This is a genomic window from Mesorhizobium sp. WSM4821 (assembly GCF_055901555.1).
The window spans coordinates 3,190,798-3,217,019 of the sequence record NZ_CM148371.1; the positions used below are offsets into that span (position 1 = coordinate 3,190,798).

A 26,222-nucleotide genomic window follows, 5' to 3' on the forward strand; every position below is an offset into this window, starting at 1 on the left:
TTCTGCTGTTTTCCTGCCTGTTTGATTCAATTGGGCGAGACGACGACGCCCCACGGCAGCGCGCCGACGGTCACCGACTGCACCGGCTCGTCGGTCGCCACGTCGATGAAGGTGATGTCGTTCGACACGCCGTTGGTCGAGATGATGGTCTTCTGGTCCGGGGTGAAGGCGAGCTGCCAGACGCGTTGGCCGACCAGCACGTATTTCTCGACCTCGTATGTCTCGGTGTTAATCACCGCGACGCGGTTGGCCGGTCCGAGCGCCACATAGGCTTTCTTGCCGTCGGCGGTGATGCGCACGCCGACCGGCTGGATGGATTCGGCCCTCAGGCCTGATATCTCGAAGGTGATCTTGTGGACGATCTCGCGCGTTGCATTGTCGATCACCGAAACCGTGCCGCCGATCTCGGCACTCACCCAGGCCTGCTTGCCGTCGGGCGTGAACTCGACGAAACGCGGACGCGTGTCCACCAGCACGTTATGGGTGATCTCGTGGGTCGTCGTATCGATAAAATGCGCCATGTTCGTCGTTTCCGACGTGTTGACCATGGTCTTTCCGTCCGGACTGACGCCCATGCCTTCCGGTTCGACGCCGACCGGGATCTCGGCCAGCACCTTCTTGCTCTCGATGTCGATGACGGTGACGAGATTGTCGTCCTCGTTGGCGACGTAGAGCGTCTTGCCGTCAGGCGAGAGCACGAAGAGTTCCGGGTCGGGACCGGAGGGCAAGGTATCGACGATCTCCAGGGTTGCCGTGTCGATCACCTCGATCGAATCATCGTCGCTGGCGCAGAGATAAACGTGCTTGCCGTCATGCGAGATGGTGATGCCGCGCGGACGCTGCCCGACATTGACGGTCTTCACCACCTGCATCGTCGCGGTGTCGACGACGCTCATCGTGTTGTCCTTCTCGTTGGAAACATAGGCCGTATAGGCGGCCGCCGGGCCGGCCATGAAGCCGGTCGCGAAAATGGCGAGCGCGTAAGCTGCTCTCTGCACTGAAATCCCTCCCAATTGGTTCTACTCAAGCACGCATTTCGTTTCCGGCTCATCGACCCCGAGCGTGTCGAGCTCGGAAACCTGGTGCAGAAAACCTTCCTGCGGCGAGGTCGAAACGACCGACCTGTTGTCGCCGAGGAAGATCGGCTGCCGCAACTGCTGGTTCCACTTGCGGAAGGTCAGCTTCTGCCCCTTGAAGGCGGCGATCGAGAAATCGTCGGAGCGGATGAAGTCGGCCATCTTGCGCGGATCGGCGCCCTGCGTGCGGGTCGCGGCCTCGCCGAGAATGCGCACCGCGGTCCACGCCGCCATGTCCTTCGAAATCATGCGGCGGCCGTTTGCCTTGGCGAAGCGGTTCTGGATCTGGGTGCCGCCCCATTGCTCGCTGGCCGGATGCCAGGCCGACGGGGTGAGGCCGGCGGTGCCGGCGACCGGTCGCGCAATCCAGGTGCGGAACGGAACGTAGGTGCCGAACACCTCGCTTTCGTCGGCGACCAGCAACACGTCGTGCTCCGGCAGGTCCTGGGTGAAGACCGGCATCTGCCGCTGGATCTGGACGACGCCGGAGTCGGTCCGCCGTGCCGTGCCGGTATCCTTGAACTCCTTTTCGCCGACGATCTCGCCGCCGAAGCGCGTCGCCGCCCGGCGCAGCGCCTCGGCGAAAAGCTGGTCGCGCTCGTGCGAGCCGTAGATCAGCACCCAGCGCCGCCATTGCTTCCAGATGAGATATTGCGCCAGCCCGTCGGCCAGCATGCTGCGCGTCGGTATGGTGTGGAAGATGTTGGCACGGCATTCCTCTTCGCGAAGACTGTCGTCGGTGGCGCCGGCATTGAAGATCAAGACACCATTGTCGCGGGCGAGATCGGCGATCGACAGCAATTGCCCGGCCGAGAGGTCCGCGACCACATAGCGGTCGCCTTTGGCGATCATTTCCTGGAAGGCCGGAACGACGTCCGCATCCGGCTTTACCTCGGTCACGTCGAGGCTGAATTTCTGGCCGAGGAAGCTGCCGGTCGTGTTGTTGTCGGCAATCGCCACCTTGGCGCCGGCAACACCTTCATCGCGCGGCGGGACGTCGACCACCGACAAAGCCAGCTGCGGCGCATAGGCGCGCAAATAGCCTATCTTGATTTCGGTTACCTTTTTCTCCGGCTTGGCCGTTGCGGCCGGCGACGCTTCCTGGGCTAGCGCGCCGGGAACGTTGACGGTCAGGGAAAAAAAGCACAAAAAGGCCGCGAGAGTGCACGGCACCGCGCTCGTCATCGAAAAAATTACCCGTTCTTGCGCTAAAGTCCGATTGTTGTCGGACCGGCGCGAAGTCAAGGTGCCCGCAATGAGCTTAGCTGACCCACGAAATTTATCAAACCCTAGAAGTGGACTTCTTGCGTCTGCTTTAGTCCCATGCCTTCTCGCCGGAACGGCAGCCGGGCGGATTTCGGTATACGGGCCCAAGATCGGCAATGCCGTTGCCGACAGGGAACCTGCCGCCGACGAGGCGGGGGGCGAATCCTCTCACCGGAAGATCAATCGTCTCGACACGATCGTCCTGCCTCCGGAGAAAGTCCAATGACCAGAATGCTGGCCAGCGTCACCGGCGTCGACGAGGCGGAGATCGCGCTTGCGGGCGGCGTCGACATCGTCGACCTGAAGGATCCGAAGGCGGGAGCGCTGGGCGCGGTATCCATTCAAACGCTCAGCCGGACGATTTCGCTGATTGCCGGCCGGGCACCGGTCAGCGCGGTGTGCGGCGACCTGCCGATGGAACCAGAAACGATCCGCGCCAAGGCCGAAGAGATCGCCGCCACCGGCGTCGATTACGTCAAGATAGGCTTTTTTCCGTCGGCAAATGCCGCCGCTTGCGCGGCGGCGCTCGAACCGCTCGCCGCACGAACGAAACTGATCGCCGTGCTTTTCGCCGATCTGGCGCCGGATTTCGAGCTTTTGCCGGTATTTACCAAACATCGTTTCCATGGCGCCATGGTCGACACCGCAATCAAGGCAAACGGGCGGCTGCTCGACCATCTGCCGCCCGAGCAAATCCCGGGGTTCGTCGATCGAGCGAAATCGCTCGGTCTCATGGTTGGCCTGAGCGGATCGCTGGAGGCCCCCGACATTCCGCGCCTGTTGCCCTTCGCTCCCGATTTTCTCGGTTTTCGCGGAGCGCTGTGCGGCGACTCCGGCCGCACCGGTTCGATCAGCGCCGAGGCGGTTTCGCAGATCCGCGAACTGGTCCCGGAAGTCTCCCGGGCTGGCGGCCCGTCGAGCATCGACTACCGCCTGCTGGCGGCGAGGGGCTATTCGCCGGGCACCGACCCGACGCTGGGCACCGACAAGATCTTCGTGCGGGACTTTGTCCTGCCGGTCCAGATCGGCGCCTACAGCTTCGAGCACGGCCATACACAGAAGGTGCGTTTCGACGTCACCGCCGACGTGCTGCAAGTCACCGACCATCCCGAAGACATGCGCCACGTGTTTTCCTACGACATCATCATGGACGGCATTCGCACCATCGTTGCGCGGGGCCACGTCCAGCTGAGCGAGGCCCTGGCCGAGCAGGTGGCGACGTACATTCTGGAGAACCCGCGTGTCGTGCGCGTCACGGTAAGGGTGGAAAAGCTCGAACTCGGCCCAGGCGGCGTCGGCGTCGAGATCGAACGCAAGCGCCAATCGGCAGGCCGCGGCGTTGCCTCCGGCTCTGGCGGCCGAAAAGGCCAAGGCGCTGTTTCCCAGCCGCGACAGGAAAGGCCAGAGGTCGTCAGGCGCGCGGTCGTCAAGCTGGGCGGCAGTACGGTCCGTGCGGCGGAACTGGAAAGCTGGATCGCGGCGCTGGCCGGTTCCAAGCTGCCGGTCGTCATTGTGCCCGGCGGCGGCCTCTTCGCCGACCAGGTGCGCGAGACGCAGATCCGCATGGATTTTTCCGACACCGCCGCCCACTCCATGGCGATCCTCGCCATGGAGCAGTTCGGCCAAATTATCCTCGACCGCGACGAAAGGCTGGCGCCGGCACGGTCGCTGCAAGAAATGGCGCGGGCGTTGGACGCTGGTAAGGTCCCGGTATGGCTGCCGTCGTCATTGGCCCTGTCGGCGCCGGACATTCCGGTGTCCTGGGACATCACCTCCGATTCCCTTGCCGCCTGGCTTGCCGGCAAGCTCGGTGCGAAGGCGCTGCTTTTGATCAAGCAGACCGGCGCATTCTTCGGCAGCGACACTATCGACAGCCTGGCCACCAGAGGCATCGTCGACGCCGGCTTCGCCGCCATGCTGCCCGACGGCGTTGAGTTCCATCTCGCCGGCCCGAAAGATGCAGCCGGGGCCGGGGCGCTGCTCGCGGCGGGCAACCTGCCCGGCGTCGCGATCGCGGCGCCGGGCAGGCCGGCAAGAAAAGCAGGATAGGCGATGGCGACGCTGCATACGCCGCGCTGGGCATGGGTTTTGACCGGTTCCGGTCATTTTTTTACGGAGAGCTTCGCACTCATTCACCAGCTCGAGCATTGCGATGTCTTCGTGTCGAAAGCCGCCAACGAAGTGCTGCGCATGTACAAGCTCAAGCTCGATTTCCCGCAGACCACTCGCGTGCTGCACGACAAGACGGCGAGCGCGATCCCAGTCGGCGAATTCTATCATGGCGTCTATCACACGGTCGTGGTGGCGCCGGCCAGTTCCAATACGGTCGCCAAATGCGTGCACGGCATTTCCGATACGCTCGCCACTAATGTCTTTGCCCAGGCGGGAAAATGCCGGGTGCCGGCCATCGTCTTTGCCTGCGACACCGCGCCGGAACTCGAAACCATGGCGCCGCATGGGCTGGTCAAGGTCTATCCGCGCCGGATCGACCTGGAGAATACCAACCTTTTGAAGAGCTTCGAGCGGACTGAGGTGGTCGAGTCGCTCGCCGATCTCGAAACCTCGGTCAGACGGCGCCACGCCGAACTCGCAAGCCATGGCTGAGCGGCTGGTCTTCCTTACCGGCCATCTGGCCAAGGTCCGGCTGGAACGGCTGCTGGCCGGACTAGGCGAAACCGAATTTGCGTGGGAGATCATCGACATCGGCGTCAAGGTCGCCGCGCTAATGACCGAAGAGATCATCAAGCGGCGGCTCACCCTGACAGGCGGCGCCGACCGCGTCATCCTGCCCGGCCGCTATCGGGGGGACATCGAGCACCTATCGAACCATTTCGGCGTGCCCTTCATACGCGGCCCCGACGAGATCGCCGACCTGCCGGCCTTTCTCGGCCGGGCGGGCGAGCCGCCAGACCTTTCGCGTCACGACATGCGCATCTTCGCCGAAATCGTCGATGCGCCGATGCTGTCGGTCGAAGGGCTGGTGGCGCGGGCGCGGGCGCTTGCCGCGGCCGGGGCCGACGTCATCGACCTCGGCTGCCTGCCGGAAACGCCGTTTCCATTGCTGGAAGAGGCGGTGCTCGCGCTGAAGGCACGGGGATTTCTGGTCAGTGTCGATTCCGCCAGCACGGACGAACTGTCGGTCGGCGCACGCGCCGGTGCGGACTATCTTCTCAGCCTCGATGAGAACACGCTGCCGCTGGCCTTCGGCCACAAGGCTGTACCGGTGCTGATCCCGTCCGCCCCCGGCGACCTGGATTCGCTCGGACGGGCCATCGAAGCGGCGCAAAAGGCCGGCGTCGCCTTCATCGCCGATCCCGTGCTCGACCCGATCCATTTCGGCTTTGCCGCCTCGCTCGGGCGCTTCATCGAGGCGCGCCGCCGCTGGACCGATGTCGAACTGCTGATGGGCACCGGCAATCTAACCGAATTGACCGACGCCGACAGTTCCGGCGTTACCGCCGTTCTGGCCGGGCTCTGCTCGGAACTTCAGATCCGAAACCTGCTTGCCGTGCATGTCAGCCCGCACACGCTGCGGACGATCGAGGAGCACGATATTGCCCGCCGTATCCTGTTTGCCGCCAGGAACGACGGTGCGCTGCCGCGCAGTTACCATCCGGGGCTGCTGCAGGTTCACGACCGCAAGCCGTTCACCGCCTCGACCGGTGATATCGCAGCGCTTGCGGCAGAGGTGCGCGACGCCAACTTCCGCATCATGACCGCCGAGGACGGCATCCATGTTTTCAACGGCAAAGGCCATGCGGTGGCCAGGGATGCGTTCGAACTCTTTATCGGGCTTGGCGTCGAGGCCGATGGCGCGCACGCCTTCTATCTCGGCGCGGAACTGATGAAGGCCGAGATCGCGTGGCGCCTCGGCAAGCGCTATGTGCAGGACGAGCCGCTGGCATGGGGCGTTGCCGCGCCGGCTCCCGAAACCGACCGCACCCGTCTTGCCGAAGCGGGCCACACACTTCGCGCGAAGAAAGAGCGCTAAACCATGCCCTATATCAGCGAATCGATCATCACCACCGTCAACAAGACCGGCGACGTCCACATAGCGCCGATCGGCATCATCGCCGAAAAGGACGGCTGGGTGATCGCGCCGTTCCGGCCGTCGGTCACGCTCGACAATCTCGCCGAAGTGCCATTCGCCATCGCCAACTACACCGACGACGTTCGCATCTTTGCCGGCTGCCTGACCGGCCGCAAGCATTGGCCAACCGTTCCCGTCGACGGGTTTGCGGTGCCGCGGCTCGCGGCGGCGCTCGCGCATTCGGTCCTCGAGGTCGAAAGCGTCGACGACGATGCCATGCGGCCCCGCCATTTCTGCCGCGTGGTGCGAGAGGAAACGCATGCGCCGTTCACCGGCTTCAATCGCGCCAAGGCAGCGGTTCTGGAACTGGCCATCCTGGTCAGCCGGCTCGGCATGCTGCCGCGCGACAAGATCGAGGCTGAGATAGCCTACCTTTCGATCGCCGTCGAAAAGACCGCGGGCGAGGGCGAAAAGGAGGCCTGGGGCTGGCTGATGCAGCGTGTCGGCGAGCACATGGCAGCCAAGGATGCCAGCGGCGAGGATGCGCGGGGGTGAGCCGGATAGGCTGAACCAGGATAAGCGTCCGGGCTGATGCGCTTTAGCACACGGTGACGGTGATCTCAAACGGCGGGTTCGACCCCTCTGCGGTCATTGAGCCCGGTATGCACGATGACCGGAGTGGGGCCGACTGCCGACCGTCCGCTGCCAGTTTATCCAACATGAAGCAGACACACGACCACGGATGCCAAGGTCTGGAATTGGCCCGAAGCCGAAACTAGAGGGCGCAGTCGCGACTGCTACACTTGCACGGAAGTCGAGCGGGGGTGATGCTGCGCTCATAGGAAGGGGCCAGGTGCGCCCAGAAGGATGCGCGCGCCTTCGTGGAAGTGGTTTGATGGCGGGGCTTTCAATCGAAACCGACGCAGCACGCGCTCTTCTGGTTCCACTTCCAACCTGAAATTGCCGCTCTCCAGCAAGCCGGCGATCCAATGGAGGAACTGACCGAGGGATTGCGCGAGCACCGCCTTCATATCTTCGTCGCGGCCATAGATGATGACTTGGCCCAAACGTCCGCCAGACCAAGGATCGAAATCGAGACCTATATGATTGCCAGAGCCGTCTCCGGTTAGCGGTATCCAGCGCGGGTTGATGTAAGATGGGTCTACCGCTCCTTGCGGCCACCCTGCCCCCGAAATTTCGTAGCGATTGCCGCCAAAGCTGGCGAGCACTTCGTTCCACGACGTCCATTGCAACCGGGCCTGGTGCAGCGACAACAGCGGAAGGCCATAAATGTGGCCCCACCGGTCATCCTCTTCACCATCATGCCATCGGTACAGCTGTCGGTAGGCCCGCGGCATCTTGAGACCAACCAGGTGCTCGAACGCATCCAGCTGCGCGTCCGTAGCCGGCGGATTGAACACATATTCGTCTGGCGGCAGGTGGGCCGCATACCAGGCGTCGAGGCGCGCAAGCACCGGCACGATATCTTCCTCCAGCAACGGCTTCGCCTCTCCCGGTGGCCGCTCGGGACGGCTATTCTCGCCCATGGCGGATTGCCTCGTGATTTGCTTCTTGGCGCACCTGGCGGGAAGCAATCCCGCAAGGATCAGAGCTCCGAGGAGGGAGCCACCGACCAGCAGCCTACGCCTGGTTGGATCCACCACCAAAGACCTAGACGCAGCCGGTCAACGCTTCACACGCTTCAATGGCGTGGTAGATCTCCGCGTGGATCCACGATTTGCCGCCTCGATCAGTCCATTTCGTCATCGTCAGCCACCATCCAGATTAGTGAGATTTGGGCACGTGGGCTCGTCCGTGGCAACCTCCAGCAGACACTCACCAGTATCCGCTTCTGCCGCAAAGGGCCACCTCGGCTGGCTGCAGGGATGTTCGCTTCTGGACGGCGCCACAATAACTTCAAGGGCGCCATGGGCGCGAAGCGGTAATTGATATACCGGGCGCAGGGGTCGCCACTGTTCAATTCACAGCCGCTGATCTTGACGCCGTCCGACCTTATGCGAAGCTGATATAGTCATTCGATCTTGGGGGCAGTGATTGTCGTCATCGCATTATACGCATGGATCAAGTGAAGCCGAGCAGCAACGGCTGACGGCTTTAAACAAGCGTCTTAACGATGTCTCGACGCTGCACAGCTGGTTGTTGGCGAGCGGGTCGTCGATTTCGGTGCTGGCTTAGGCAGTTTTCGAGAATGATGGCGCGGGCCACCGGTGTTCCGGTCTTGGCTTTGGAGCGAAGCCCGGAGCAGATAGCGGAGGCGCTACGACAGGCTGACGCCGATGGGATTTGGCATTTCTGGAGATGAGGCAGGGTGACGTGCTTGCTCCACTTCTTACCGACAACGAGCTTGGACAGTTCGACGTTGCTCATGCGCGGTTCGTTCTCGAGCACCTACCTGACCCGTTGCTTGTTCGCAACATGGCCGGCGCAGTGCGACCGGGCGGACGGGTGATATTGCCAGATGACGACTATGATGGGCTGCGGCTCTGGCCCGAGCCACCAGGATTTGCCTCACTAGGCATGCCTATCAGCGAACCTACGACCGACACGGCAATGATCCAATCATCAGGCCGACTTGCGTCCACGACGTATCACATTTGTCTTTTTTGGCGGATGCGCCGGCGAGCCTGACTTTGAAGGCAGTTGTCCGGAACATTGCGAGCATCATCGATGAAGCGATTGACGATATCGTCGGTATCGGATTGCCTTGCCAATCCGTCACTGCGACGCTCGACGCCCTGATTGATTGGAGCAAGGAGCCGGACTCGGCGGTCTGGTTTGGAATGTCTTGGGCTGAAGCCGTTCGACCGGTCTAGTCGATGGGCTCTTGTGGTTCTGCCGTAACCAAGAGGTAGATTTCTGAACAGTGGGTCCGCTTTCGGTTGCCTCTGCCCTCGGGCGGAACGACCGAGATTGGGGCGCATTATTGACTGGCTCACTCGGGGCCGATTGTGGACTGGCTGCCCGATCGGTCGCGCTCGCACCCCCTTGCCGTCGGCCATCCTGTGCTACCAGGACTGGTTGCGGTCTTAGGATTCGGACCTACAGGTTGACGGCGTTTGCGGTCGTAACGGTTTGCAGCCGGCCGGAATCGTTATGTCGGCAGAACATGGGCTCGGTGGCGTTTCGATCGGCCTCGCTTACGTCTTGTCCTCGGCAACGCGAAACAGGAGGCGGATATACCGCCCCAGATGAGCGAGGCTTTCGCGCGCCAGCTCCGCATCATTCCCCGCTTCGCGAGAACGAATCCTCCTTGAATGACAGTCTGAGTGTATCGAGCCAGACTTTCGGCAGTCCAATCATCCGTGACACCGCGCTCACGGCGAGCCAGTTCAATGTCAGCCTCAAGCGTTGACGCATGACCAAATATGACGGCTCCACAAGCATCGCGGATGCTGGGTAAACTCGAAAAGGTCTCTTGAGCCATCGTTCCGACCAGACAGCTGGAATCTGCCAGATCGTCGGTGATGATCGCTTTGCGAAAAGCGACATACGCAAGCACCCGCTCCAACGCGTCGTGGGGCTGATGATAGGCAGCGGCGGCAAAGAAGTCCGAGGTGGTCCTACCCCAAAATTCCGCAGCTGCAACCCCCAGCGCTTCCTTGCTGCCGAAGTTGTGGAAGAATGCCCCCTTAGTTACTGCAGCCGTCCTGCAAAGATCATCAACGCTGGCCGAGGCGAAACTTTTGGCGCGAATAATGTCCCCTGCGGCTTCCAGGAGCCGGGTTCGAGCATCGCCTCGTTCGGGAGCATGTTTGGTCGGCCTAGACATGCGATTAAGAGGACATCTCCGCATTCGAGAAAGACCAGTTCAGCGATGAGCATTGCAAGACATGCGGCTCGCTGCTGTTCTCTCGCGTTGATGGAGGGTTCGTTCACGTCGCGATGGGGACGCTGATCGATGCTCCGTCAATTTCACCGACGGACCACATGTTCGTCGGCTCGAAAGCCCCCTGGTTCACCATCACCGACGTACTGCCCCAGCACGAAGGACACGTAACGCGGAAGGAGCCGATTAGGCTCGACACATGGACCAGTTTCCCGTCAACGGTTTCGCCACACCAGTAGGGCAGGTCGTCGCTGTATTGGTCTCTCACGGCTCCGTGCGGAAGGACCCCCTGCAATTAAATCCTAATTATTTGAAGCATACTCCGAACCTGCAAAGACAATATTGCCGATGATGGAATTCATTCTTCCCGGCGAGCAGCAGGATCATAATGCGGGTTGATCACTCTACCTTGCACGAGGTCGCCTGAGATTAAGCGCAATCTTGGGCCAGTGGGCCGCCAGCGCATCCTGGACTTCGGGGGAAATGACCGCTTTGAGGACTGGAAATATTGGAGCTTAACAGCCGAAATCAGACGCGAAGTGGCCATTCGCAGTATGAAAGGACGGTCCCTTTCATAATGAAGTCAGGCCAGCTTTGCGCCCTTTGCTGAGCAAGGCAGAGACGAACTTGTCCCAAGTTTTCATCGCCGCGCGCTCCTCAAGCATAAAGTGCCAGCGGTCGTAGTTCTTGGAACTCACGTTCCTGTGATGGACGGATCGGCATCCGCCACTGCCGACCACCTCGCGATGCGACCGCGCCGAGACCGGGACTTCCAGCCCTCATGTAATGCCTCCGATTTAGCGCCGTCTGATTGGTAGCTGGTTCCGAACTGATTCAGAACTGGTTCTTATCGGAGGTCAGGCGGGCAGATAACAGTACGGGCAAGAAGAATCTTGCCAAAAGGGGAACTGGTAATGACAACGGATTTTCGAGCGCCATTTGCAGCATCGAAGTTGGACAGGCGCGCCTTGCTGAAGGCGGCGGCATGGACCGCCGCGGGGAGCGCCGTAGTTTCGTTTGGCCCTGCCCGTGCGGATGACGTCACGCCGCTGAGGATTCAATACGATTGGCTGATTGGAAATGGCCAGCTCGGGGACATCGTCGCGCAGCAAAAGGGCTTCTTCAAGGATGAGGGGCTAGACGTAACCTTCGGCCCGGGAGGGCCCAATGCCCAGACTGTCCCTCCGATCCTTGCTGGACAGGCGCAGCTCGGCCAGCTTTCGTCCACCGCTCAGTTCTTCACGGCTTTCGAGGCCGGTCGCCCGCTGATGCTTTTCGCGTGCGGCTTCCGTTACTCGCCCTATGCCTACGTCTCCCTGCCGGGCAAGCCGATCAGGACGCCGCAGGATTTCATCGGCAAGACGGTCGCGATCAATCCGAACGGCCGTTACCTGCTCGATCTGATCATGGCCAAGAACGGCCTCGACCGTTCCAAGGTTAACGTCGTGACCATGGGCGCGGACATGACGCCGCTTGTCGCCGGTCAGGTCGACGCGGTCACGGGCTTCCTCACCAACACCAAGGCACTGTCGATTCTTGGGCCCGACATCGTGACGCTGCTACCGGCCAAGACGGGTGTGCCGAACTACGCGAATGCGTATTTCACCGCTGCCGATGCATTTGAACCGCAGAAGCAGAACCTGGCAAAGTTCCTGCGCGCTGTCGCAAGAGGCTGGGGCTGGGCGTTCGAGAACCGCCGCGCCGCGGTGAACATCTTGTGCGACGCGTATCCGGCGCTCGATCGGGAGATCGAGTACAAGACCGTTGACCTGATCATGTCGCTCGCCTTTGACGAAACGACAAAGGAGAAAGGCTGGGGTTGGCATGAGCGCGAAAAGCTCTCGACCCAGATCGATCTATTCAAGGAGATCGGGAAGTTCCCGGGCAAAGTCCCAGTCGTCGATGACTGCGTCACGTGGGAAATCCTCGAGATGACGGCGGACATCCGTCCCAAGCTGGGTTGATCTTATGAGCTCCCAGCTTGCCATCAAGGTCGCCGACCTCTCCATGTCCTTTGGAGCGGTCGTTGCCTTTGAGAACATCTCGCTCGATATCGCGACAGGGAGGTTCATGGTCCTTATCGGACCGTCCGGTTGTGGCAAGTCGACCTTGCTGCGCAACATCGCCGATTTGCTGGAAAGCAGCTCGGGCGACATCGAGGTGTTCGGTTCAAGCCCGGGCGCATCCCGTCGCCATCGGCGCTTCTCCTTCGTCTTTCAGGAGGCGACCCTGCTGCCCTGGCGTACCGCGCTGCAGAATGTCGCGCTGCCGTTGCAGGTGGGCGGATGGCCGCGCCTCAATCGAGAAAGCCGCGATCCCATGCAATTGCTGGAACTCGTCGGCTTGAAGGGACGCGAGGATGCTTATCCCTGGCAATTGTCGGGCGGACAGAAACAACGTGTCGCCATCGCCAGAGCCTTGGTCACGCAGCCGGACATTCTGCTGATGGATGAGCCGTTCGGTGCGCTCGATGAGATCACCCGCGATACTTTGAACGACGAACTGCTGAAGATATGGCGTCAGACGGGAACAACGATCGTCTTTGTCACCCACAGTCTCTCCGAGGCTGCTTTCCTCGGCCAGACCATCGTCGTGATGGGCGCTCACCCTGGGCGCATCGTGAAGGAGATCAAGCTCGACGCGCAGAAGCCGGACAATGCGATCGACCGAAAATCCTCCGCTTTCTTCGAAATCACCGCAGACCTGCGGACGGTCCTCGAACAGGCGCACGCCATCGGAGAACGTTCATGAGGAACGGTTTCGCATGGCTTTGGCCACTGATTGGGTTCGCCTCGCTGATTGCGTTGTGGCAGACGATAATTGTCGGATTTGGGGTTCGTCCCTTCATAGCACCGGACCCTCTCACCGTCGCACGGGCGATCTGGAACTACCGATGGCTGCTGTGGGACAATCTCCGGCCGACGGCGGTTGAAGCCATCGGCGGCTTTTGCATCGGCAACAGCATCGGCTTCCTGCTCGCGACCTTGTTCGTTCACAGCCAGCGGACCAGGAGCATCTATTTCCCGATTGTCGTCCTGTTCAACACCATTCCGATCATCGCCCTGTCACCGGTGCTGATCCTGATCTTCGGCCTGACGATGACTTCCAAGATCGCCATCGCTGCAATCATCTGCATGTTCCCTACACTGGTGAACACGCTCAGAGGGCTGGAGTCCGTGTCGCATTCGGAAATGGAGCTGATGAAGATCCTGTCGGCCAATCGGCGTGAAGTCTTCTTCCGGCTCCGCCTGCCGCGGTCGATGCCCTTCGTTTTCACAGCGCTCAAGATTGCGGCCACGAGCAGTGTGATCGGTGCAATTGTCAGTGAGTGGGTCGGCGCCGAACGAGGCATCGGCATGCTCATTATCCAGTCGACTTTCGATTACCGGACCGAACTTCTCTACGCGTCGATCGCCGCTTCATCGGCTCTCGCCCTGTCGATGTTCGGCCTGGTCACATTGCTCGAGCGCTACATCGTCCGATGGCGCGCCAACTAGAACAACAGATATCGCCGAAGAGGTATTCGAAGATGACCGACGAGAATGTGAAAACAGCGACCGCCAATAGCGGCGACAGGCGACGCATCAATGCGCTGAGCGAGATCGATCTGCCGCGCTATGTGCTGTTGCCCGGCGACCCGGACCGGGTGGATCTGATGGCCGGACAATGGGACGAGGCGAAGGTCATCGACCTGCCGCGGGGATATAGGGCCGCATCCGGCACCTACAAGGGCGCGCGCATTGGCGCCGTCTCGACCATGGTGGGCGCGCCTTCGCTCGACTCCATTTTCGCCGACTTGGCGCAACTGGGAGTCGATACGTTCATCCGCGTCGGCACTTGCGGCACACTGAAGGAAGACATCGCGACCGGGTCGCTGATCATCAACGACGCGTCGGTGCGGCTCGACGGCACGACGCATTTCTATGTGCGCAACGAGTTTCCCGCCGCCGCGTCCTTCGAAGTCACCTTCTCGCTCGTTGACTCGGCCGTTGCCAACGGCGTGGCTTATCGCGTCGGTACCGGCTGCACGAGCGGCTCTTTTTTCGCCGGACAGGGCCGTCCCGCATACAATGGCTACGTATCGCTAGAGGGCGAGCGCATTCTCGAAGAGATGAAGCGGGCCGGCATTCTGAACTTCGAGATGGAGACGGCGGCGCTGCTGACATTGTCGCGGCTGTACGGCTTCCGGGCCGGCTCTGTCTGCTCCGTCGTCGCAAACCGCATCACGGGCGTCTGGGGCGAGAGCGGCGGGGTTGCGCGGGCCTGCCAGGTCGCGGCGGATGCCGTCAAACGATTGACGGAGTGGGACGGCAAGGCGCGACAGGCCGAACGTGCGAACATAACGTCACTCGACTTCTAGTGCGATAATCCGCTCGGCGGATCCGCCGGGCAAGCACCTAAAACAATGATGGATGGGAGATGGTGATGGTTGATCCAGTCACTATGCCGACGCTTATTGCGAAGAGCATCCTGCTTGAGGATGGAATGGTGCGCATACTCGACCGACGCATCTTTCCGTTGAAGACGGAATATGTCGATTGCCGCGACTTCGAAGACGTCGCCGTCGCTATCGAGCAGATGGTCACCCAAAGCAGCGGACCGTTCTTTGCCGCGAGCGCCGGCTTCGTGCTTGCGGCCCGGCGGGCGGAAGTGCTCCTCACGGTGGACGAGCGTTTGGAACTGCTCTCGCGCGCTGCCGAACGTTTGCTGAGGACGCGACCCACGAACAACAACATCAGAGATGTGATCACGTATCTCCTGTCGGCAGCACGCGCGGTCGCCGGGGAGGAAAAACTTGGCGAACGCGTCGAGGCGATGGCCCGGCAGGCCTGCGCGAGGCAGCACGAACACAGCCGCAACCTTGGCGAAAATGCCGCAAAACTGATCGAGGACGGAGACACGATCCTGACGCACTGCTGGGGTGAATCGGGGATCATCGACGCGCTGGCGTCAGCCGTTCGCGCCGGCAAGCGGATCAAGGTGATCTGCACCGAGACCCGCCCCTACTTGCAGGGATCGCGGCTGACCGCCCACAGCGTGGCGGAAATGGGCATCGAGGCAACGGTGATAACCGACAGCATGGCCGCCCATGCGATGGACCGCGGTATGGTCAACAAGTTGATGACTGCCGCCGATCGCGTCACCCTTTCGGGCCATGTGATCAACAAGGTCGGCACGCTCCAACTCGCGATCGCCGCCAACAACTTTGACATCCCTTTCGTGGCGATGGTTCGGTTCCCGGACGCCAAGGCGTCCACGCCGAACGACGTTCGAATGGAGGAACGCGACGGGGAAGAGGTCCTGCACTGCCTGGGCATGCGCACGGCGACGCCGCTGGCCAGGGGCTGGTATCCGGCATTCGACGTGACCCCGCCCAGGCTAGTTTCGGCAATCGCGACTGCTGTGGGCGTTTTCGCCCCGACCATGATCCGCGACCGTTTTGCAGAACCGGCGGCGGCCTGAATGGCTGGCGATCGGACAATTTGCCTGAAGGGAGGGCATGTATGGCCCGGTGGTCATGCGGGCCTGGCGGAAGGCGGTATTCTGATCCGCGGACGCCGGATCATCTCTGTCCTGTCGCCGGCGGAAGCGGAAGCAGCCGCGATCGGTGCCGACGAGGTTATCGACGTGTCCGGCATGGTGCAGATGCCGCCCTTTTTCGATTGCCATGTACATTCGAACTCGACGCTCCTCAGAGGCACCGAGAACTCGCTGCCGCTGGAACTGTGGTCCTACTACGCGATCAACTATGGCCGGGAATTCACCGACGAAGCGGTGCGCGTCGCGGCTCAACTGACCAATGTCGAGATGATCCGCAACGGCATCGGCGGCTACATCGACCATTTTCCGCAAACGCACCGGGCGGAATCGGCCCTGTCGGCGCATATCGAGTCCGGCCTGCGCATCGGGTTCGCGCCATTCTTCGCCGATATGTGGGATGAAGATATTCTCGACATACCGTTCGACCGGAAAGTTGTCGAGAAGATCGCGCCGCTGGCGCCGAAGCAGCTCGAAGACATCTGGGCCGCCTATGTAGGGCTCGACGCCGAAATACGGCTCAAGGGTGACGGACGCGTGACGCTGCTTGCGGGCCCGAACTCCCCGCAGCGTTGCTCGCCGGCGCTCTGGACCTTGTGGCGGGACCTTCAGGACAGACTTGGGCTGGGTAGCCATACGCATCTGCTGGAAACCTTCCCCCAGGCGCAGGCCGCGCGGAAGCGTTGGCCGCAGGGTTTGATCCGGGCGTTGGCGGATGCCGGACTGCTTCACAGCAGGCTATCCGTCGGGCACGCCATCTGGCTCGAACCCGGCGAGCGCGAAATCCTCGCGCGAGCCAGCGTGACGGCCTCCTACAACCCCCTCAGCAACGGCATGCTAGGCTCCGGACGGAAGCGTGTCCGGGAGGATCTGGACGCAGGTCTAAACCTAGCGCTAGGCACGGATTGCTCCAACACCGGCGGCAGGCACGACCTCTTCGAGCTCATGCGCCACATGCTGATCTCGTCACGCGATCCGGGCACGGATTTCGACCGATGGCTTGCCCCGGTCGACGTCTTCAATGCCGCCACCACAACCGGGACGCGGGCGCTTGGCGGCTCGCAACCCTCAGGTCTGCTTACTGCGAATTCCGCTGCCGACATTCTGGTGCTCGATCTGGAGGCCGCCGGAATGGCGGCCTCGTCGAAGAGCCTGAACTCCATCGTCGTCCACGCCGACCCACGCAACGTCCATTCACTCATGGTCGACGGCCGCTGGTTGCTGCGCAACGGGAAGATCACGACTCTCAATGAGAGTTCGGTGCTCGCTGACGCAAGGCGGCTGGCCAAGGACCTGCGCTCAGCTGCGGCAGAGCGCCGCGACGAGATTGCGAGCCTGCATGCCCCGTACGCCGCATGGCAACGAGGGGCATTCCTCGACCATCGATGTCCGGCATGCGGTCGAGGATCGGGGACCGACGCTTATCGATGCGGCTCGTCCTAGCCCATCCTGATCGCGAATTCTTTCCAGCGGCATGGCGACATCCGAGAGGTCGCCAGACGCCAACAACAAGCAGGAGCCGAAAATGTCCACTGAAGCTGCGAAGCGCGAAGAACTCGCCCGGGTCTATCGCGAGATGGATAGCGTCGGACTTATCTTTCTGGCAGCGGGCAATATCAGCGTCAGGTATCATGATTCTATGATCATCTCGCCGACCGGAGCCTCGGCAGCCTCGATCACGCCGGAGGCGTTTGTGCTTTCGGGCTTTGATGGACATTGCGCGGCCGGCATGCGCCCTTCCAGCGAATGGTCGATGCATGCCGCGATCTACAAAGCCTATCCGGAGGCGGACGCGGTGGTGCACACCCATTCGGACCATTGCGTTGCAATGGCGTGCACCGGGCAGGCGCTTCCGCCGTTCCACTACATGATCGCCGCTTTTGGCGGCAACGATGTGCGGTGCACACCCTATGTCACCTACGGGTCGCCGCAACTGGGCGAGGCGGCCGTGGAGGCGCTGGAACGCAGGACCGCATGTCTGCTCGGTAACCATGGCATGATCAGCCACGGCACATCGCTTCGGAAAGCGTTCAACGCCGCGCTGCGCCTGGAAATTCTTTGCCGCCAGTTTATCCAGACCCGGCAGGCGGGCAACGTGGTGATGCTGGGCCAGAGCGAACTCGACATCGCGATCGAACGGTACAAGAGCTATGGCTGACGAGGGCGCGCCGCCCGATTAATCCAGTTGGAGGAATGCAGTCTCATGGCTGAGAAGCCGATCGGCATGAAGCGCGGGCTGGCCCACTACGGCGACGCGGGGTTCTCTCTCTTTCTGCGCAAGGCGTTCATCAAGGCGATGGGCTATTCCGACAGCGCGCTCGAGCGTCCGATCATCGGGATCACCAACACGTTTTCCGGCTACAATGCCTGTCACCGCACGGTGCCGGACATGATCGAGGCGATCAAGCGCGGCGTCATGCTGGCTGGCGGTCTGCCGATCGAGTTTCCGATCGTGTCAATGCATGAGGCGTTTTCGCATCCGACCAGCATGTTTCTGCGCAATCTGATGGCGATGGACGCGGAGGAAATGATCCGCGCGCAGCCGATGGACGCCGTCGTGCTGATCGGCGGTTGCGACAAGACCGTTCCCGCACTCCTCATGGGCGCGGCAAGCGCCGATGTGCCAGCCATCCTGACCGTCACTGGCCCGATGATCACCGGCAGCCACAAGGGCGAGCGGCTTGGCGCCTGCACAGACTGCCGCCGCTTCTGGGGCCAGCACCGCGCCGGCGTGATCGATGCGAGCGAAATCGAGGAGATCGGCGACAAGCTGGCTCCCGGCCCCGGCACATGCATGGTCATGGGCACCGCCAGCACGATGGCGCTTGTCGCCGAGGCGCTCGGCATGATGCTGCCAGGCGGCGCTGCCATTCCCGCCGTCCATGCGGACCGGCTGCGCCACGCAGAGAGCACGGGCGAACGCGCTGTCGCGCTGGCGTCCGAACGGCTGCTGCCGTCTCAGATCATGACCCGACGGTCGATGACGAACGCCCTGCGCGTGCTGCAGGCGGTGGGCGGATCGACGAATGGCGTGATTCATCTGGCGGCTATTGCGGGACGGCTTGGCTTCGATCTCGACCTTGCCGAACTGGATCGGCTTGGCGTTGAAACGCCCGTTCTGGTGGACCTGAAGCCATCGGGCCAGCACTACATGGAGGATCTGTTCAAGGCAGGGGGACTGACTGCGATCCTGCGTGAAATCGAGCTTCTGATCGACAACGAGTGCCTCACGGTCACGGGTCGAAGCCTCGGTGAGAACCTTGCCGCTCAACCCCAAGGCTGGCCGAACGACGTCGTGCGTCCGATGAGCAATCCGATCCACAACGGGGGCGGGATACGTGTCCTCCGCGGAAACCTTGCACCCAACGGAGCGATTATAAAACAGGCGGCCGCGAGCCCGGCCCTGCTGAAACATTCGGGCCGGGCCGTGGTTTTCACCTCGCTCGAGGACATGGCCGCCCGAATCGATTCTGCCGATCTCGATGTCAAGGCGGACGATGTTCTCGTGTTGCAGAACGCCGGCCCAAAGGGCGCTCCCGGCATGCCGGAAGCCGGCTACATTCCGATTCCGCGCAAACTGGCAGCAGCCGGCGTGAAGGACATGGTGCGGATTTCGGACGCGCGGATGAGCGGCACCGCGTTCGGCGCAATCGTCCTGCACGTCTCGCCGGAAGCGGCGGTGGGAGGCCCTCTGGCCCTGGTGCGGGACGGCGACAATATCGAACTCGATGTCGAGCGCGGGGTTTTGGCCTTGCTCGTCGATAACGAACTGCTCCGGCAGCGCCGCGCCGAGTGGAACCCGCCCGCCCACGCGGCTGCACGGCGAGGTTATGCAAGACTGTATTTCGAGCAGGTTCTTCAAGCCGAGGACGGTTGTGATTTCAATTTCCTGCGAGCGAAGCCGAAATTCTGAACGCAGGGCAGGGGCGTTCGTCGGTCACGCCGGCACATCACCTATTGCAGAATGCGTGACGGTCAGATCGCTCGCGCTATCGTGGCGATCCCGGAATCGATCTTGTTCTCCGGGACTTGAGACACTGCCATGCGCAGATAGTTGTTCTTCCGCCCATCCAGAAAGAACCGCGCGCCGGACTCGATCAAAATTCCACGCGCCGCCATCTTCCGGCAAAGTTCTCCGGCATGTACCGAGGATGGAAACTCGGCCCAGAAAGACGCCGCCCCCTCATGGTGTCGCAGGGTCACATAAGGAAGGTGGCGCTTCACCGACGCGAAAAAGATCTTCGTTCGGCTGGCCAGCGTTTGCGACACGCGCCGAATGTAAGAATGGTAGTAGCCACGGTCGATGAACATCGCGAGCGCTCTCTGAATGTTTCCGGGCGGATGGCGATGAACAAGCCTACGGATCGACCGAAGCTCCCTGATTACAACTGGCGCGGCGACGACGAAGCCAAGGCGAAGACCGGGGGCGACTGCTTTCGAGAGGCTGCCAATGTGAATAACCCGCCCTTCTCGATCGAGACTTTTGAGCGAGGGTGTCATTTTGCCATAGCTGAGGAGTTCGGTTTCATACGTATCCTCCACGATGATCATGTCCCTTCTCTTGGCCAGCTCCAGCACCTTTTCCCGCCGCTCCAATGACATCACCGCCGTGGTCGGGCACTGATGCCCGGGCATCATGAAAGCCACATCGCATTGCTTGAGTTCTGGCGAGAGACACACCCCTTCCTCATCGACCGACAGACACACGCGGCCTGCTGACGTCGCCGACATCATCTCGCTGACGTCCGGCAGTCCTGGATTTTCAACGCCGATTGTGACACCCGGTTTGCTGAGGAGCTGCGCGACGAGATAGCGTCCTTCCTGTCCTCCCAATGTTACCAATATATCTTCCGGTTCGGCCCATATGCCGTGGTTGGGCAAGACGTGCCTTCGCAGGCTTTCGACGAGTTCGGCATCGTCGCGATCGAACATGTCCCGGCCCCACTGCGCTATTTCTGACAGGCCCGATGCGCTGCGCTCGCACTGACGCCAGTGGAAGGTGGGAAATGTGCTGAGATCGAACTGGCCATATTTGAAGTTGTGGGTGACCGGGGTTTTCGGAGCTTCCTCCGAATCACCGTTCGGATCAGAACGGCAAAGGCCGAGCCGCGCATTCCAGTCGAAGACATCCGATCCAGTGCACGCCGGCACTGGGGCCGGCTTCAGCGTGATCGTCGGGGCGACGAATACGCCGGAGCGATCCTTTGAGAGAAGGTAACCTTGCTCGATGAGGGTATTGATGGCGGAAATTGCCGTATTGCGACCGACGCCAAGATGCTCTGAGATTGCGCGGCTTGAGGGAACGCGAACCCCCTCCGGAATCTGTTTGCTATCTATCACGTCGATAAACGACGCGACAAGTTGCATGGCCAGCGAACCCTTTGATCGTCTTGGTTTCGCGAGGAGATGTTCCCACACAAGCGTCGGGTCGCTTTTTCGCACGCTGTTGATGCCCAAGTGCGGCCCTCGCAGATTTGCGACACTGGTTCCGTATTCAATAAAACTTGGTTCTTAGACCAAACGGGAGTCCCGGTCTACCTGCTCAGGATTGAGGTAGATGGGGTAGCGCGCGATCGGATTAATCGGACAATGCGTGCCATCACGACCATGACACCGCGCTTTCGTGCGCCCGCTTCGACGCCCGACTTGTTCAACGAAATCGGCGCGACCACGACCGACAGCCTCGTCACCCCGATGTCTGCTTCCGGGCGGAGGCAAAGTCTGCCTCTACGGCCGACATAGGGCGCGAACCGGACATGCGCCGAGCGGGTGCCGAACGTCAGCCACCCTGTTGCGACCCTGCGGGCGGTCCGATTTTGGATGCGCTGGTACGGGTTGAGATCTTTCAAGCCGGCCTCATCTCCCCGATTGATCGGATGGCCATGATACAGCACCTACGATCGAGATCCCGCCAACAGCGCCACCGCCGACGCGGGCGCCACGCTGCTCGCTTCGCCGCGAGCGGTGTCATCTGCGGGGATGATCTCGGCGAAATCGACGAAGCGGCGTTCCATGCGTTCGGCCAGCCGCCTGATCTGCCAGCGGCCGGTTCCGGCGCCGATGATCGGGACATCCCGGGCGAGCGGCCCGGCGACCAGCGACGCCGCGTCGTGGATTTTGCGCAGTTGCTGCTCGCTGAACCAGCGCGCGACTTCGCGCCATTCCGGCGGTGTCAGGTCGGCGGCGTCGCGCCCGATCATACGCGCGAGCCGCGCGATCGAACCGTCGATCGTCTTTTCCTTGCCGTCGGCGGAAGAGTGCCTGTCGTCCTTCTCGTCGAGCACCCCCAGGATACGGTGCGCGTCGGCGATCGAGGCGAAATACTCGTTCATCAGCGGTGTCAGCCTGCCACGGACGGGGGCCGACGAGGCCACGCCGAACAGGAACGTCCTGGTGAAGCCGGTATAGACCAATTCGCCGCTCAGAAGCCGTTCGGCATCGGTGTAGCCATCGCTGGCGACGGCGCCATTCCTGACCGCGATGATGTCGGTGGTGGTGGAGCCCATGTCGACGAACAGGGCATCGCCGGCAAGTTTCGCCACCAACGACGCTGTCGCGTGCCAGTTGGCGGAGGCCACATCGATGCTCAGCCGCGCTGCCTGCTCGACCCCGACAAAGCCGGACCGCCCGGCATAGATCAGCTTCTCGCCCGGAAAACGGGTCGAAACCTCGTCCAGCAGCGCCGCGACGCCAGCCTCGCGGGACGCAAAGATATCAGCCAGTTCGCCGGTCATGGTGAATGCGTTGAGATCTGCGCCCGCATAGACCGGAGCCGCTTCCTCGAATGCCGATGTCAGAGTGTGAAACCCTTGCCAAAGCGGCGTGGCGATCGTTACCGCCTCGACGATGCGGCCGCCTTCCGCCCGCGTCACCTTCAGATGCGCGCCGCCGATATCGAAGCCGGCAATGGTGCTCTTTCTTTTTTCCACGCTTCAAGCTTTCATGACAGGAGGGATTTGGACAGGGACAGTTGGTCAGCGAGAAAGCGTTGCGTATCATTCCGGTTCTCGACCTGAAAGGCGGCGAGGTGGTCCGCGCCCAGCAAGGGAAACGCGATCGCTACAGGCCGATCGTCACCCCGCTCAGCCAAAGTTCCGATGTCGTCGCGGTCACTGAGGGCCTGCGCGGGCTTTACCCTTTCCCGACCTTCTACATCGCCGATCTGGATGCCATCGAAGGCAGAACGCCGAACAGTGGCGCGCTTGCCAGGCTGCAGGCGCTGGCGGAGCCGCTGGAGCTTTGGGTCGATGCCGGCATCGCCGACGAGAATACACTTTCGGCGGCGCTTGCCGAACCCCGGCTTTACCCCGTTCTGGGTTCTGAATCGCAGCAGGACGACGCGCTGTTGCGGCGTTTTTGCGACCATCCGGACCTTATCCTGTCGCTGGATTTCTTCGACGACGGGTTTCGCGGTCCGCCGTCATTTCTCGACGAGCCGGAGCTTTGGCCGCAAAAGGTGATCGTCATGACACTGGCCAAGGTCGGCTCCGCCTCCGGTCCCGATTTCACGCGGCTCAAGGCGATCAAGGCGAAGGCTGGAAGCCGCTCGGTGATCGCGGCTGGCGGGGTGCGCAACGAGGCTGACATTCGCGCCCTTTCGTCACTCGGCATCGCCGCGGCGCTGGTTGCGACCTCGCTGCACGACGGCACGCTCACGCCGGGGCACCTCGCATCGCTTGGCACCTGACTTTCGCGTGATCTCGAACTGCGGCCTCGGAAACTGACGTCAAGAGCGGCCGCTCACAAATCGAATCATGTCGCCGCTCTATCGCTTTGTTAAAGCGTCGAATTTCCAAACCGGTTCCCGCCCTCGGATCAGGTCCGAGGGCAGGCTTTTAGGATCCGATACTCTAAAGGCCCAGAAGCTTCTTCAGGCGGCGCAACAGACCCTCCGGCTCCGCCGGGGGTTTTGCCTGTGCGGGGCTGTCTCTTGTCTAAGCGGCGAACGGATGCTTGACCTGGTCCCGCTTGGCCGTGGCTTCGGCAGCCGTCGGCGTTCCCGAGACCGCGCGCTGGATGGCTTCCTTTGTCGCCTCGTAATTGTATTTCTGGATCTTGGCGTCGTCCGCCGCGTCCCAATGGATGAAAACGCCGACGCAGATGAACAGATCGTCCGCCTCACTGGCGGGAATGATGTCCTCGGCGACGGCATCCTGCACGGCTTTCGCAACCGCATGCTGGGCCGGACCGAACATCTGGACGGCCTGCTTGGCGCCCTTGATCGTGACCTTGTTGAACATCACAGTGTTGGGCTTGCACTGAAGATTGGGCGCGATCACCGCCAAAAGGGAGGTGAAGCCGTCCTTGTTGTTGGTAAGCGCGTTGCAAAATGCCGTTTCGACCGCGCTCCCCCGTGGGCCGATAAGCAGGTCGACATGCGCCACTTCGTTGCCGTCTCCCACCAGCGATTCACCGACCATTACCTTCGAGATCTTTGCCATGCCAATTTTCCTCCAAGACACAGTTATGGTGTCCAAAGACGCCGCAAACCGAGCGAGCGCTCGATGGACAGCTATCCTTGTTGGCAGCGCCCGGACATCCGGACCGGTTGGCTGGATAGCCGCGGAAGCACAGCTTCCGCTCCTGAAAGTCAACCACCAACGTTGCCATTATGCAAGGCGAACGCCGAGGAGGTGGACTAAAAGAGTAGCCACGGTCAGGTCGGCGGAGGTGCCGGGATTGATGTTGTCCGTCTTGAGCCGGCGGTCGAGCTGCATGAGCAGCCGAATGCGTGCCTCCTCGTCGTCGTTGGCATGCAGCGCCGCCTGAACGGCAAGGGCTTCCTGCCGCGACCGATTTGCGGCTTCAGCTCCATGGTTGCGCACCACATGACTGTCGGGGAAGCCGGCGAGGAACGCCATGTAGGCGAATACGGTCGGCCACATGCCGACTTCGCCGCGTGCCAACGCCCCATCCAGAGCCGAAAGCCCGATATCGAACACGTCGCCGAAGCAGGTAACATACTGGCGGGCGATCATGTCGCGGCCGGCCGCCTCCCGCATCGCTTCGAGCAGATGGACCTTCGGCTCCTGCCGCACATCGTTCGCGGCCTCTCCCAGGCCGCCTGGCGCGGCCGCGACGATCGCCTCGAACACCGCCCTGGTGTCGTCCATGCTCATCGAGCGCAGCACCGCGTCGAGAGCGTCATGCAGTCGACCGTCGTGCAGTCGATTGTGGTGCAGTGGGCCGCCCGTCATTTCGGCGGCGCATATCAGAGGCCCCGACAGGAGGATGATGCCGAGGTTGGTATTGGTCGCGACCGCCAGGCGTGTCGCGCGGACCGCCTCCAGAATGCGCTGGCCAACCGGCAGGCGCGGATCGGTCAGTGGCGCGGACGAGACCTCTGCGCTCATCATGAACTGGGCTGCGGACATGCCGTGCCCGTCGGCGAACAGATGGACGTTGCCCGGTTTCAGCGCCTCGATCTCCATCCGGCAGGCATCCTCGTAGGCCGTCCGGAGGCGTTCTCGCGAAAGCGCCCGGCTCGTCACGAATTCGCCGGCGCGGTGAGACGGTAAGGGCGCATTGCCGCCTCGGCGCGATCGGCCAGGAATTTCAGCAGTGCGTCGGCGATCGCATCGGCGATGTTCACCGCGACGACTGATTGCAGCCCGGACCAGGCGGGCATGCTGTTGACCTCCAGCACGAACAGCTTGCCGTCGGCCGCCGGCACGATATCGACGCCGGCGAAATCCGCGCCGATAGCAGCAGTGGCGGCTCTTGCCAGCGCCGCCAACTGGGTTTCGCCATGCCCCGAAACCAGCTCGGGCACTGCCCCGCGATTGACGTTGGTGATCCAGTCGTCGCCACGGCGGCTCATCATCGCCAGGACCTCGCCGGCGCAGACGAAAACGCGAAAATCGCGGAAGGGAGGGCCGGGACGCGGCACGTAATGCTGGAGATAATAGACGCTGTCGACCTCGTCCTCGGCGGGGAGATCGGACAGTTTTTCGATCAGCCTGATGCCGCGGCCCTGCGCGCCGAAAAGCGGCTTCAACACCAGCGGCGTGAACGGCAGTTCGCGCTCGGCGACCGCTTCGGCCATGGCACGTCCCTCGACCACGAATGTCGGCGGCGTCGGCAGGCCGGCATTGTTCAGAAGGAACGTCGTCATCGACTTGTCGACGCAGCGTTCTATCGCCTGTGCGGAATTCCACACCGGAATGGCAAGCTTGCCGAATGCGTGCAGCACGCCGAGGCGCCGGGTGACCGCTTCGAACGATCCGGCGGCGATCGAACGGACGAGCACGGCGTCGGGCAGCGTGCCGTCGAAACCGGGAATCGAAAGTCCGCTCGGGCTGCCGGTGTCGAACGCGATCGCCGCCAGGGGCACGGTTGCGACCATGGCGCCCCGCCGCTCCAGCCTTGCCGCCAGGCCTTTGGAGCGGGTGTCGGAATTGTCGCTGGCGATCAGGATGCGCGGGATCATGCAGCGCCTCGGATACCGGTATACCGGAGGCGTGAG

22 protein-coding genes and 2 pseudogenes are annotated in these 26,222 nt (G+C 62.1%); 15 read left to right on the forward strand and 9 right to left on the reverse strand.

Annotated features, from left to right (window positions below; all coding sequences use genetic code 11):
• Positions 1 to 26: 26 nt before the first annotated feature.
• Together AC0NID_RS15355 and AC0NID_RS15360 are read right to left on the reverse strand one after the other, a co-directional pair.
• Positions 27 to 953 (reverse strand): YVTN family beta-propeller repeat protein, encoded by a 927-nt coding sequence (locus AC0NID_RS15355; protein ID WP_473454048.1) that lies wholly within the window; start codon positions 951 to 953, stop codon positions 27 to 29.
• Between the two features lie 66 nt (positions 954 to 1,019).
• Positions 1,020 to 2,261 carry an ABC transporter substrate-binding protein gene (locus AC0NID_RS15360; RefSeq protein ID WP_473453933.1) on the reverse strand — a complete coding sequence of 414 codons (1,242 nt, stop codon included), beginning with the start codon at positions 2,259 to 2,261 and terminating at the stop codon, positions 1,020 to 1,022.
• 303 nt (positions 2,262 to 2,564) lie between these two features.
• On the opposite strand from AC0NID_RS15360, the gene AC0NID_RS15365 reads away from it, so the two are divergent.
• Genes AC0NID_RS15365 through AC0NID_RS15380 form a run of 4 tightly spaced genes read left to right on the forward strand, consistent with a single transcriptional unit; the run spans position 2,565 to position 6,927 of the window.
• The gene (locus AC0NID_RS15365; protein WP_473453932.1) at positions 2,565 to 4,391 is read left to right on the forward strand and encodes a (5-formylfuran-3-yl)methyl phosphate synthase; all 1,827 of its coding nucleotides are present in this window, start codon (positions 2,565 to 2,567) and stop codon (positions 4,389 to 4,391) included.
• A 3-nt stretch (positions 4,392 to 4,394) separates the two neighbouring features.
• Entirely contained in the window at positions 4,395 to 4,946 is a 552-nt protein-coding gene (locus tag AC0NID_RS15370; RefSeq protein ID WP_473453931.1) for a flavoprotein, read from the forward strand.
• Positions 4,939 to 6,333, forward strand: a complete 1,395-nt coding sequence (locus AC0NID_RS15375) for a DUF6513 domain-containing protein (RefSeq protein WP_473453930.1) — start codon at positions 4,939 to 4,941, stop codon at positions 6,331 to 6,333. The genes AC0NID_RS15370 and AC0NID_RS15375 overlap by 8 nt, the downstream gene beginning before the upstream one ends.
• Positions 6,334 to 6,336: 3 nt before the next feature.
• Complete coding sequence (locus tag AC0NID_RS15380) at positions 6,337 to 6,927, forward strand: DUF447 domain-containing protein (protein WP_473453929.1); 591 nt, start codon at positions 6,337 to 6,339, stop codon at positions 6,925 to 6,927.
• Positions 6,928 to 7,208: 281 nt separating this feature from the next.
• On the opposite strand, the gene AC0NID_RS15385 is transcribed toward AC0NID_RS15380, so the two are convergent.
• On the reverse strand, positions 7,209 to 7,919 hold the full coding sequence (locus AC0NID_RS15385; RefSeq protein ID WP_473453928.1) for an SMI1/KNR4 family protein: 711 nt from the start codon (positions 7,917 to 7,919) through the stop codon (positions 7,209 to 7,211).
• A 772-nt stretch (positions 7,920 to 8,691) separates the two neighbouring features.
• Here AC0NID_RS15385 and AC0NID_RS15390 point away from each other — a divergent pair.
• Positions 8,692 to 9,021: a class I SAM-dependent methyltransferase gene (locus tag AC0NID_RS15390; RefSeq protein ID WP_473453927.1), complete on the forward strand. Its 330-nt coding sequence runs from the start codon at positions 8,692 to 8,694 to the stop codon at positions 9,019 to 9,021.
• A gap of 509 nt (positions 9,022 to 9,530) precedes the next feature.
• Here AC0NID_RS15390 and AC0NID_RS15395 read toward each other — a convergent pair.
• Positions 9,531 to 10,162, reverse strand: a pseudogene (locus tag AC0NID_RS15395) (TetR/AcrR family transcriptional regulator).
• An 11-nt stretch (positions 10,163 to 10,173) separates the two neighbouring features.
• Here AC0NID_RS15395 and AC0NID_RS15400 point away from each other — a divergent pair.
• The 9 genes and pseudogenes from AC0NID_RS15400 to AC0NID_RS15440 form a co-directional block, all read left to right on the forward strand.
• Positions 10,174 to 10,458: pseudogene (locus tag AC0NID_RS15400) on the forward strand (GFA family protein); the annotation flags it as partial.
• A gap of 729 nt (positions 10,459 to 11,187) precedes the next feature.
• Positions 11,188 to 12,183 carry an ABC transporter substrate-binding protein gene (locus AC0NID_RS15405; RefSeq protein WP_473453926.1) on the forward strand — a complete coding sequence of 332 codons (996 nt, stop codon included), beginning with the start codon at positions 11,188 to 11,190 and terminating at the stop codon, positions 12,181 to 12,183.
• Positions 12,184 to 12,289: 106 nt separating this feature from the next.
• Complete coding sequence (locus tag AC0NID_RS15410) at positions 12,290 to 12,970, forward strand: ABC transporter ATP-binding protein (RefSeq protein ID WP_474033474.1); 681 nt, start codon at positions 12,290 to 12,292, stop codon at positions 12,968 to 12,970.
• Entirely contained in the window at positions 12,967 to 13,716 is a 750-nt protein-coding gene (locus AC0NID_RS15415; RefSeq protein WP_473453924.1) for an ABC transporter permease, read from the forward strand. The genes AC0NID_RS15410 and AC0NID_RS15415 overlap by 4 nt, the downstream gene beginning before the upstream one ends.
• A gap of 32 nt (positions 13,717 to 13,748) precedes the next feature.
• Positions 13,749 to 14,579 carry a nucleoside phosphorylase gene (locus AC0NID_RS15420; protein WP_473453923.1) on the forward strand — a complete coding sequence of 277 codons (831 nt, stop codon included), beginning with the start codon at positions 13,749 to 13,751 and terminating at the stop codon, positions 14,577 to 14,579.
• Between the two features lie 65 nt (positions 14,580 to 14,644).
• On the forward strand, positions 14,645 to 15,682 hold the full coding sequence (locus AC0NID_RS15425; protein ID WP_473453922.1) for a s-methyl-5-thioribose-1-phosphate isomerase: 1,038 nt from the start codon (positions 14,645 to 14,647) through the stop codon (positions 15,680 to 15,682).
• The gene (locus tag AC0NID_RS15430; RefSeq protein ID WP_473453921.1) at positions 15,683 to 17,200 is read left to right on the forward strand and encodes an amidohydrolase family protein; all 1,518 of its coding nucleotides are present in this window, start codon (positions 15,683 to 15,685) and stop codon (positions 17,198 to 17,200) included.
• Between the two features lie 82 nt (positions 17,201 to 17,282).
• Positions 17,283 to 17,915 carry a class II aldolase/adducin family protein gene (locus tag AC0NID_RS15435; RefSeq protein WP_352850874.1) on the forward strand — a complete coding sequence of 211 codons (633 nt, stop codon included), beginning with the start codon at positions 17,283 to 17,285 and terminating at the stop codon, positions 17,913 to 17,915.
• A 45-nt stretch (positions 17,916 to 17,960) separates the two neighbouring features.
• Positions 17,961 to 19,670, forward strand: a complete 1,710-nt coding sequence (locus tag AC0NID_RS15440) for an IlvD/Edd family dehydratase (RefSeq protein WP_473453919.1) — start codon at positions 17,961 to 17,963, stop codon at positions 19,668 to 19,670.
• A 62-nt stretch (positions 19,671 to 19,732) separates the two neighbouring features.
• Here the strand turns inward: AC0NID_RS15440 and AC0NID_RS15445 are convergent, their stop codons facing one another.
• Both AC0NID_RS15445 and AC0NID_RS15450 read right to left on the reverse strand, forming a co-directional pair.
• Positions 19,733 to 21,214: an aminotransferase-like domain-containing protein gene (locus tag AC0NID_RS15445; RefSeq protein ID WP_473453917.1), complete on the reverse strand. Its 1,482-nt coding sequence runs from the start codon at positions 21,212 to 21,214 to the stop codon at positions 19,733 to 19,735.
• 437 nt (positions 21,215 to 21,651) lie between these two features.
• The gene (locus tag AC0NID_RS15450) at positions 21,652 to 22,686 is read right to left on the reverse strand and encodes a hydantoinase/oxoprolinase family protein (RefSeq protein ID WP_473453916.1); all 1,035 of its coding nucleotides are present in this window, start codon (positions 22,684 to 22,686) and stop codon (positions 21,652 to 21,654) included.
• A gap of 41 nt (positions 22,687 to 22,727) precedes the next feature.
• Here AC0NID_RS15450 and AC0NID_RS15455 point away from each other — a divergent pair, with 41 nt between their 5' ends.
• The gene (locus tag AC0NID_RS15455; RefSeq protein ID WP_473453915.1) at positions 22,728 to 23,444 is read left to right on the forward strand and encodes a HisA/HisF-related TIM barrel protein; all 717 of its coding nucleotides are present in this window, start codon (positions 22,728 to 22,730) and stop codon (positions 23,442 to 23,444) included.
• 247 nt (positions 23,445 to 23,691) lie between these two features.
• On the opposite strand, the gene fae is transcribed toward AC0NID_RS15455, so the two are convergent.
• The 3 genes from fae to AC0NID_RS15470 form a co-directional block, all read right to left on the reverse strand.
• Positions 23,692 to 24,198 (reverse strand): formaldehyde-activating enzyme, encoded by a 507-nt coding sequence (gene fae / locus AC0NID_RS15460; RefSeq protein WP_473453914.1) that lies wholly within the window; start codon positions 24,196 to 24,198, stop codon positions 23,692 to 23,694.
• A 168-nt stretch (positions 24,199 to 24,366) separates the two neighbouring features.
• Complete coding sequence (locus AC0NID_RS15465; RefSeq protein ID WP_473453913.1) at positions 24,367 to 25,188, reverse strand: triphosphoribosyl-dephospho-CoA synthase; 822 nt, start codon at positions 25,186 to 25,188, stop codon at positions 24,367 to 24,369.
• Between the two features lie 56 nt (positions 25,189 to 25,244).
• Positions 25,245 to 26,186 (reverse strand): ATP-grasp domain-containing protein, encoded by a 942-nt coding sequence (locus AC0NID_RS15470; RefSeq protein WP_473453912.1) that lies wholly within the window; start codon positions 26,184 to 26,186, stop codon positions 25,245 to 25,247.
• Between the last annotated feature and the right edge of the window lie 36 nt (positions 26,187 to 26,222).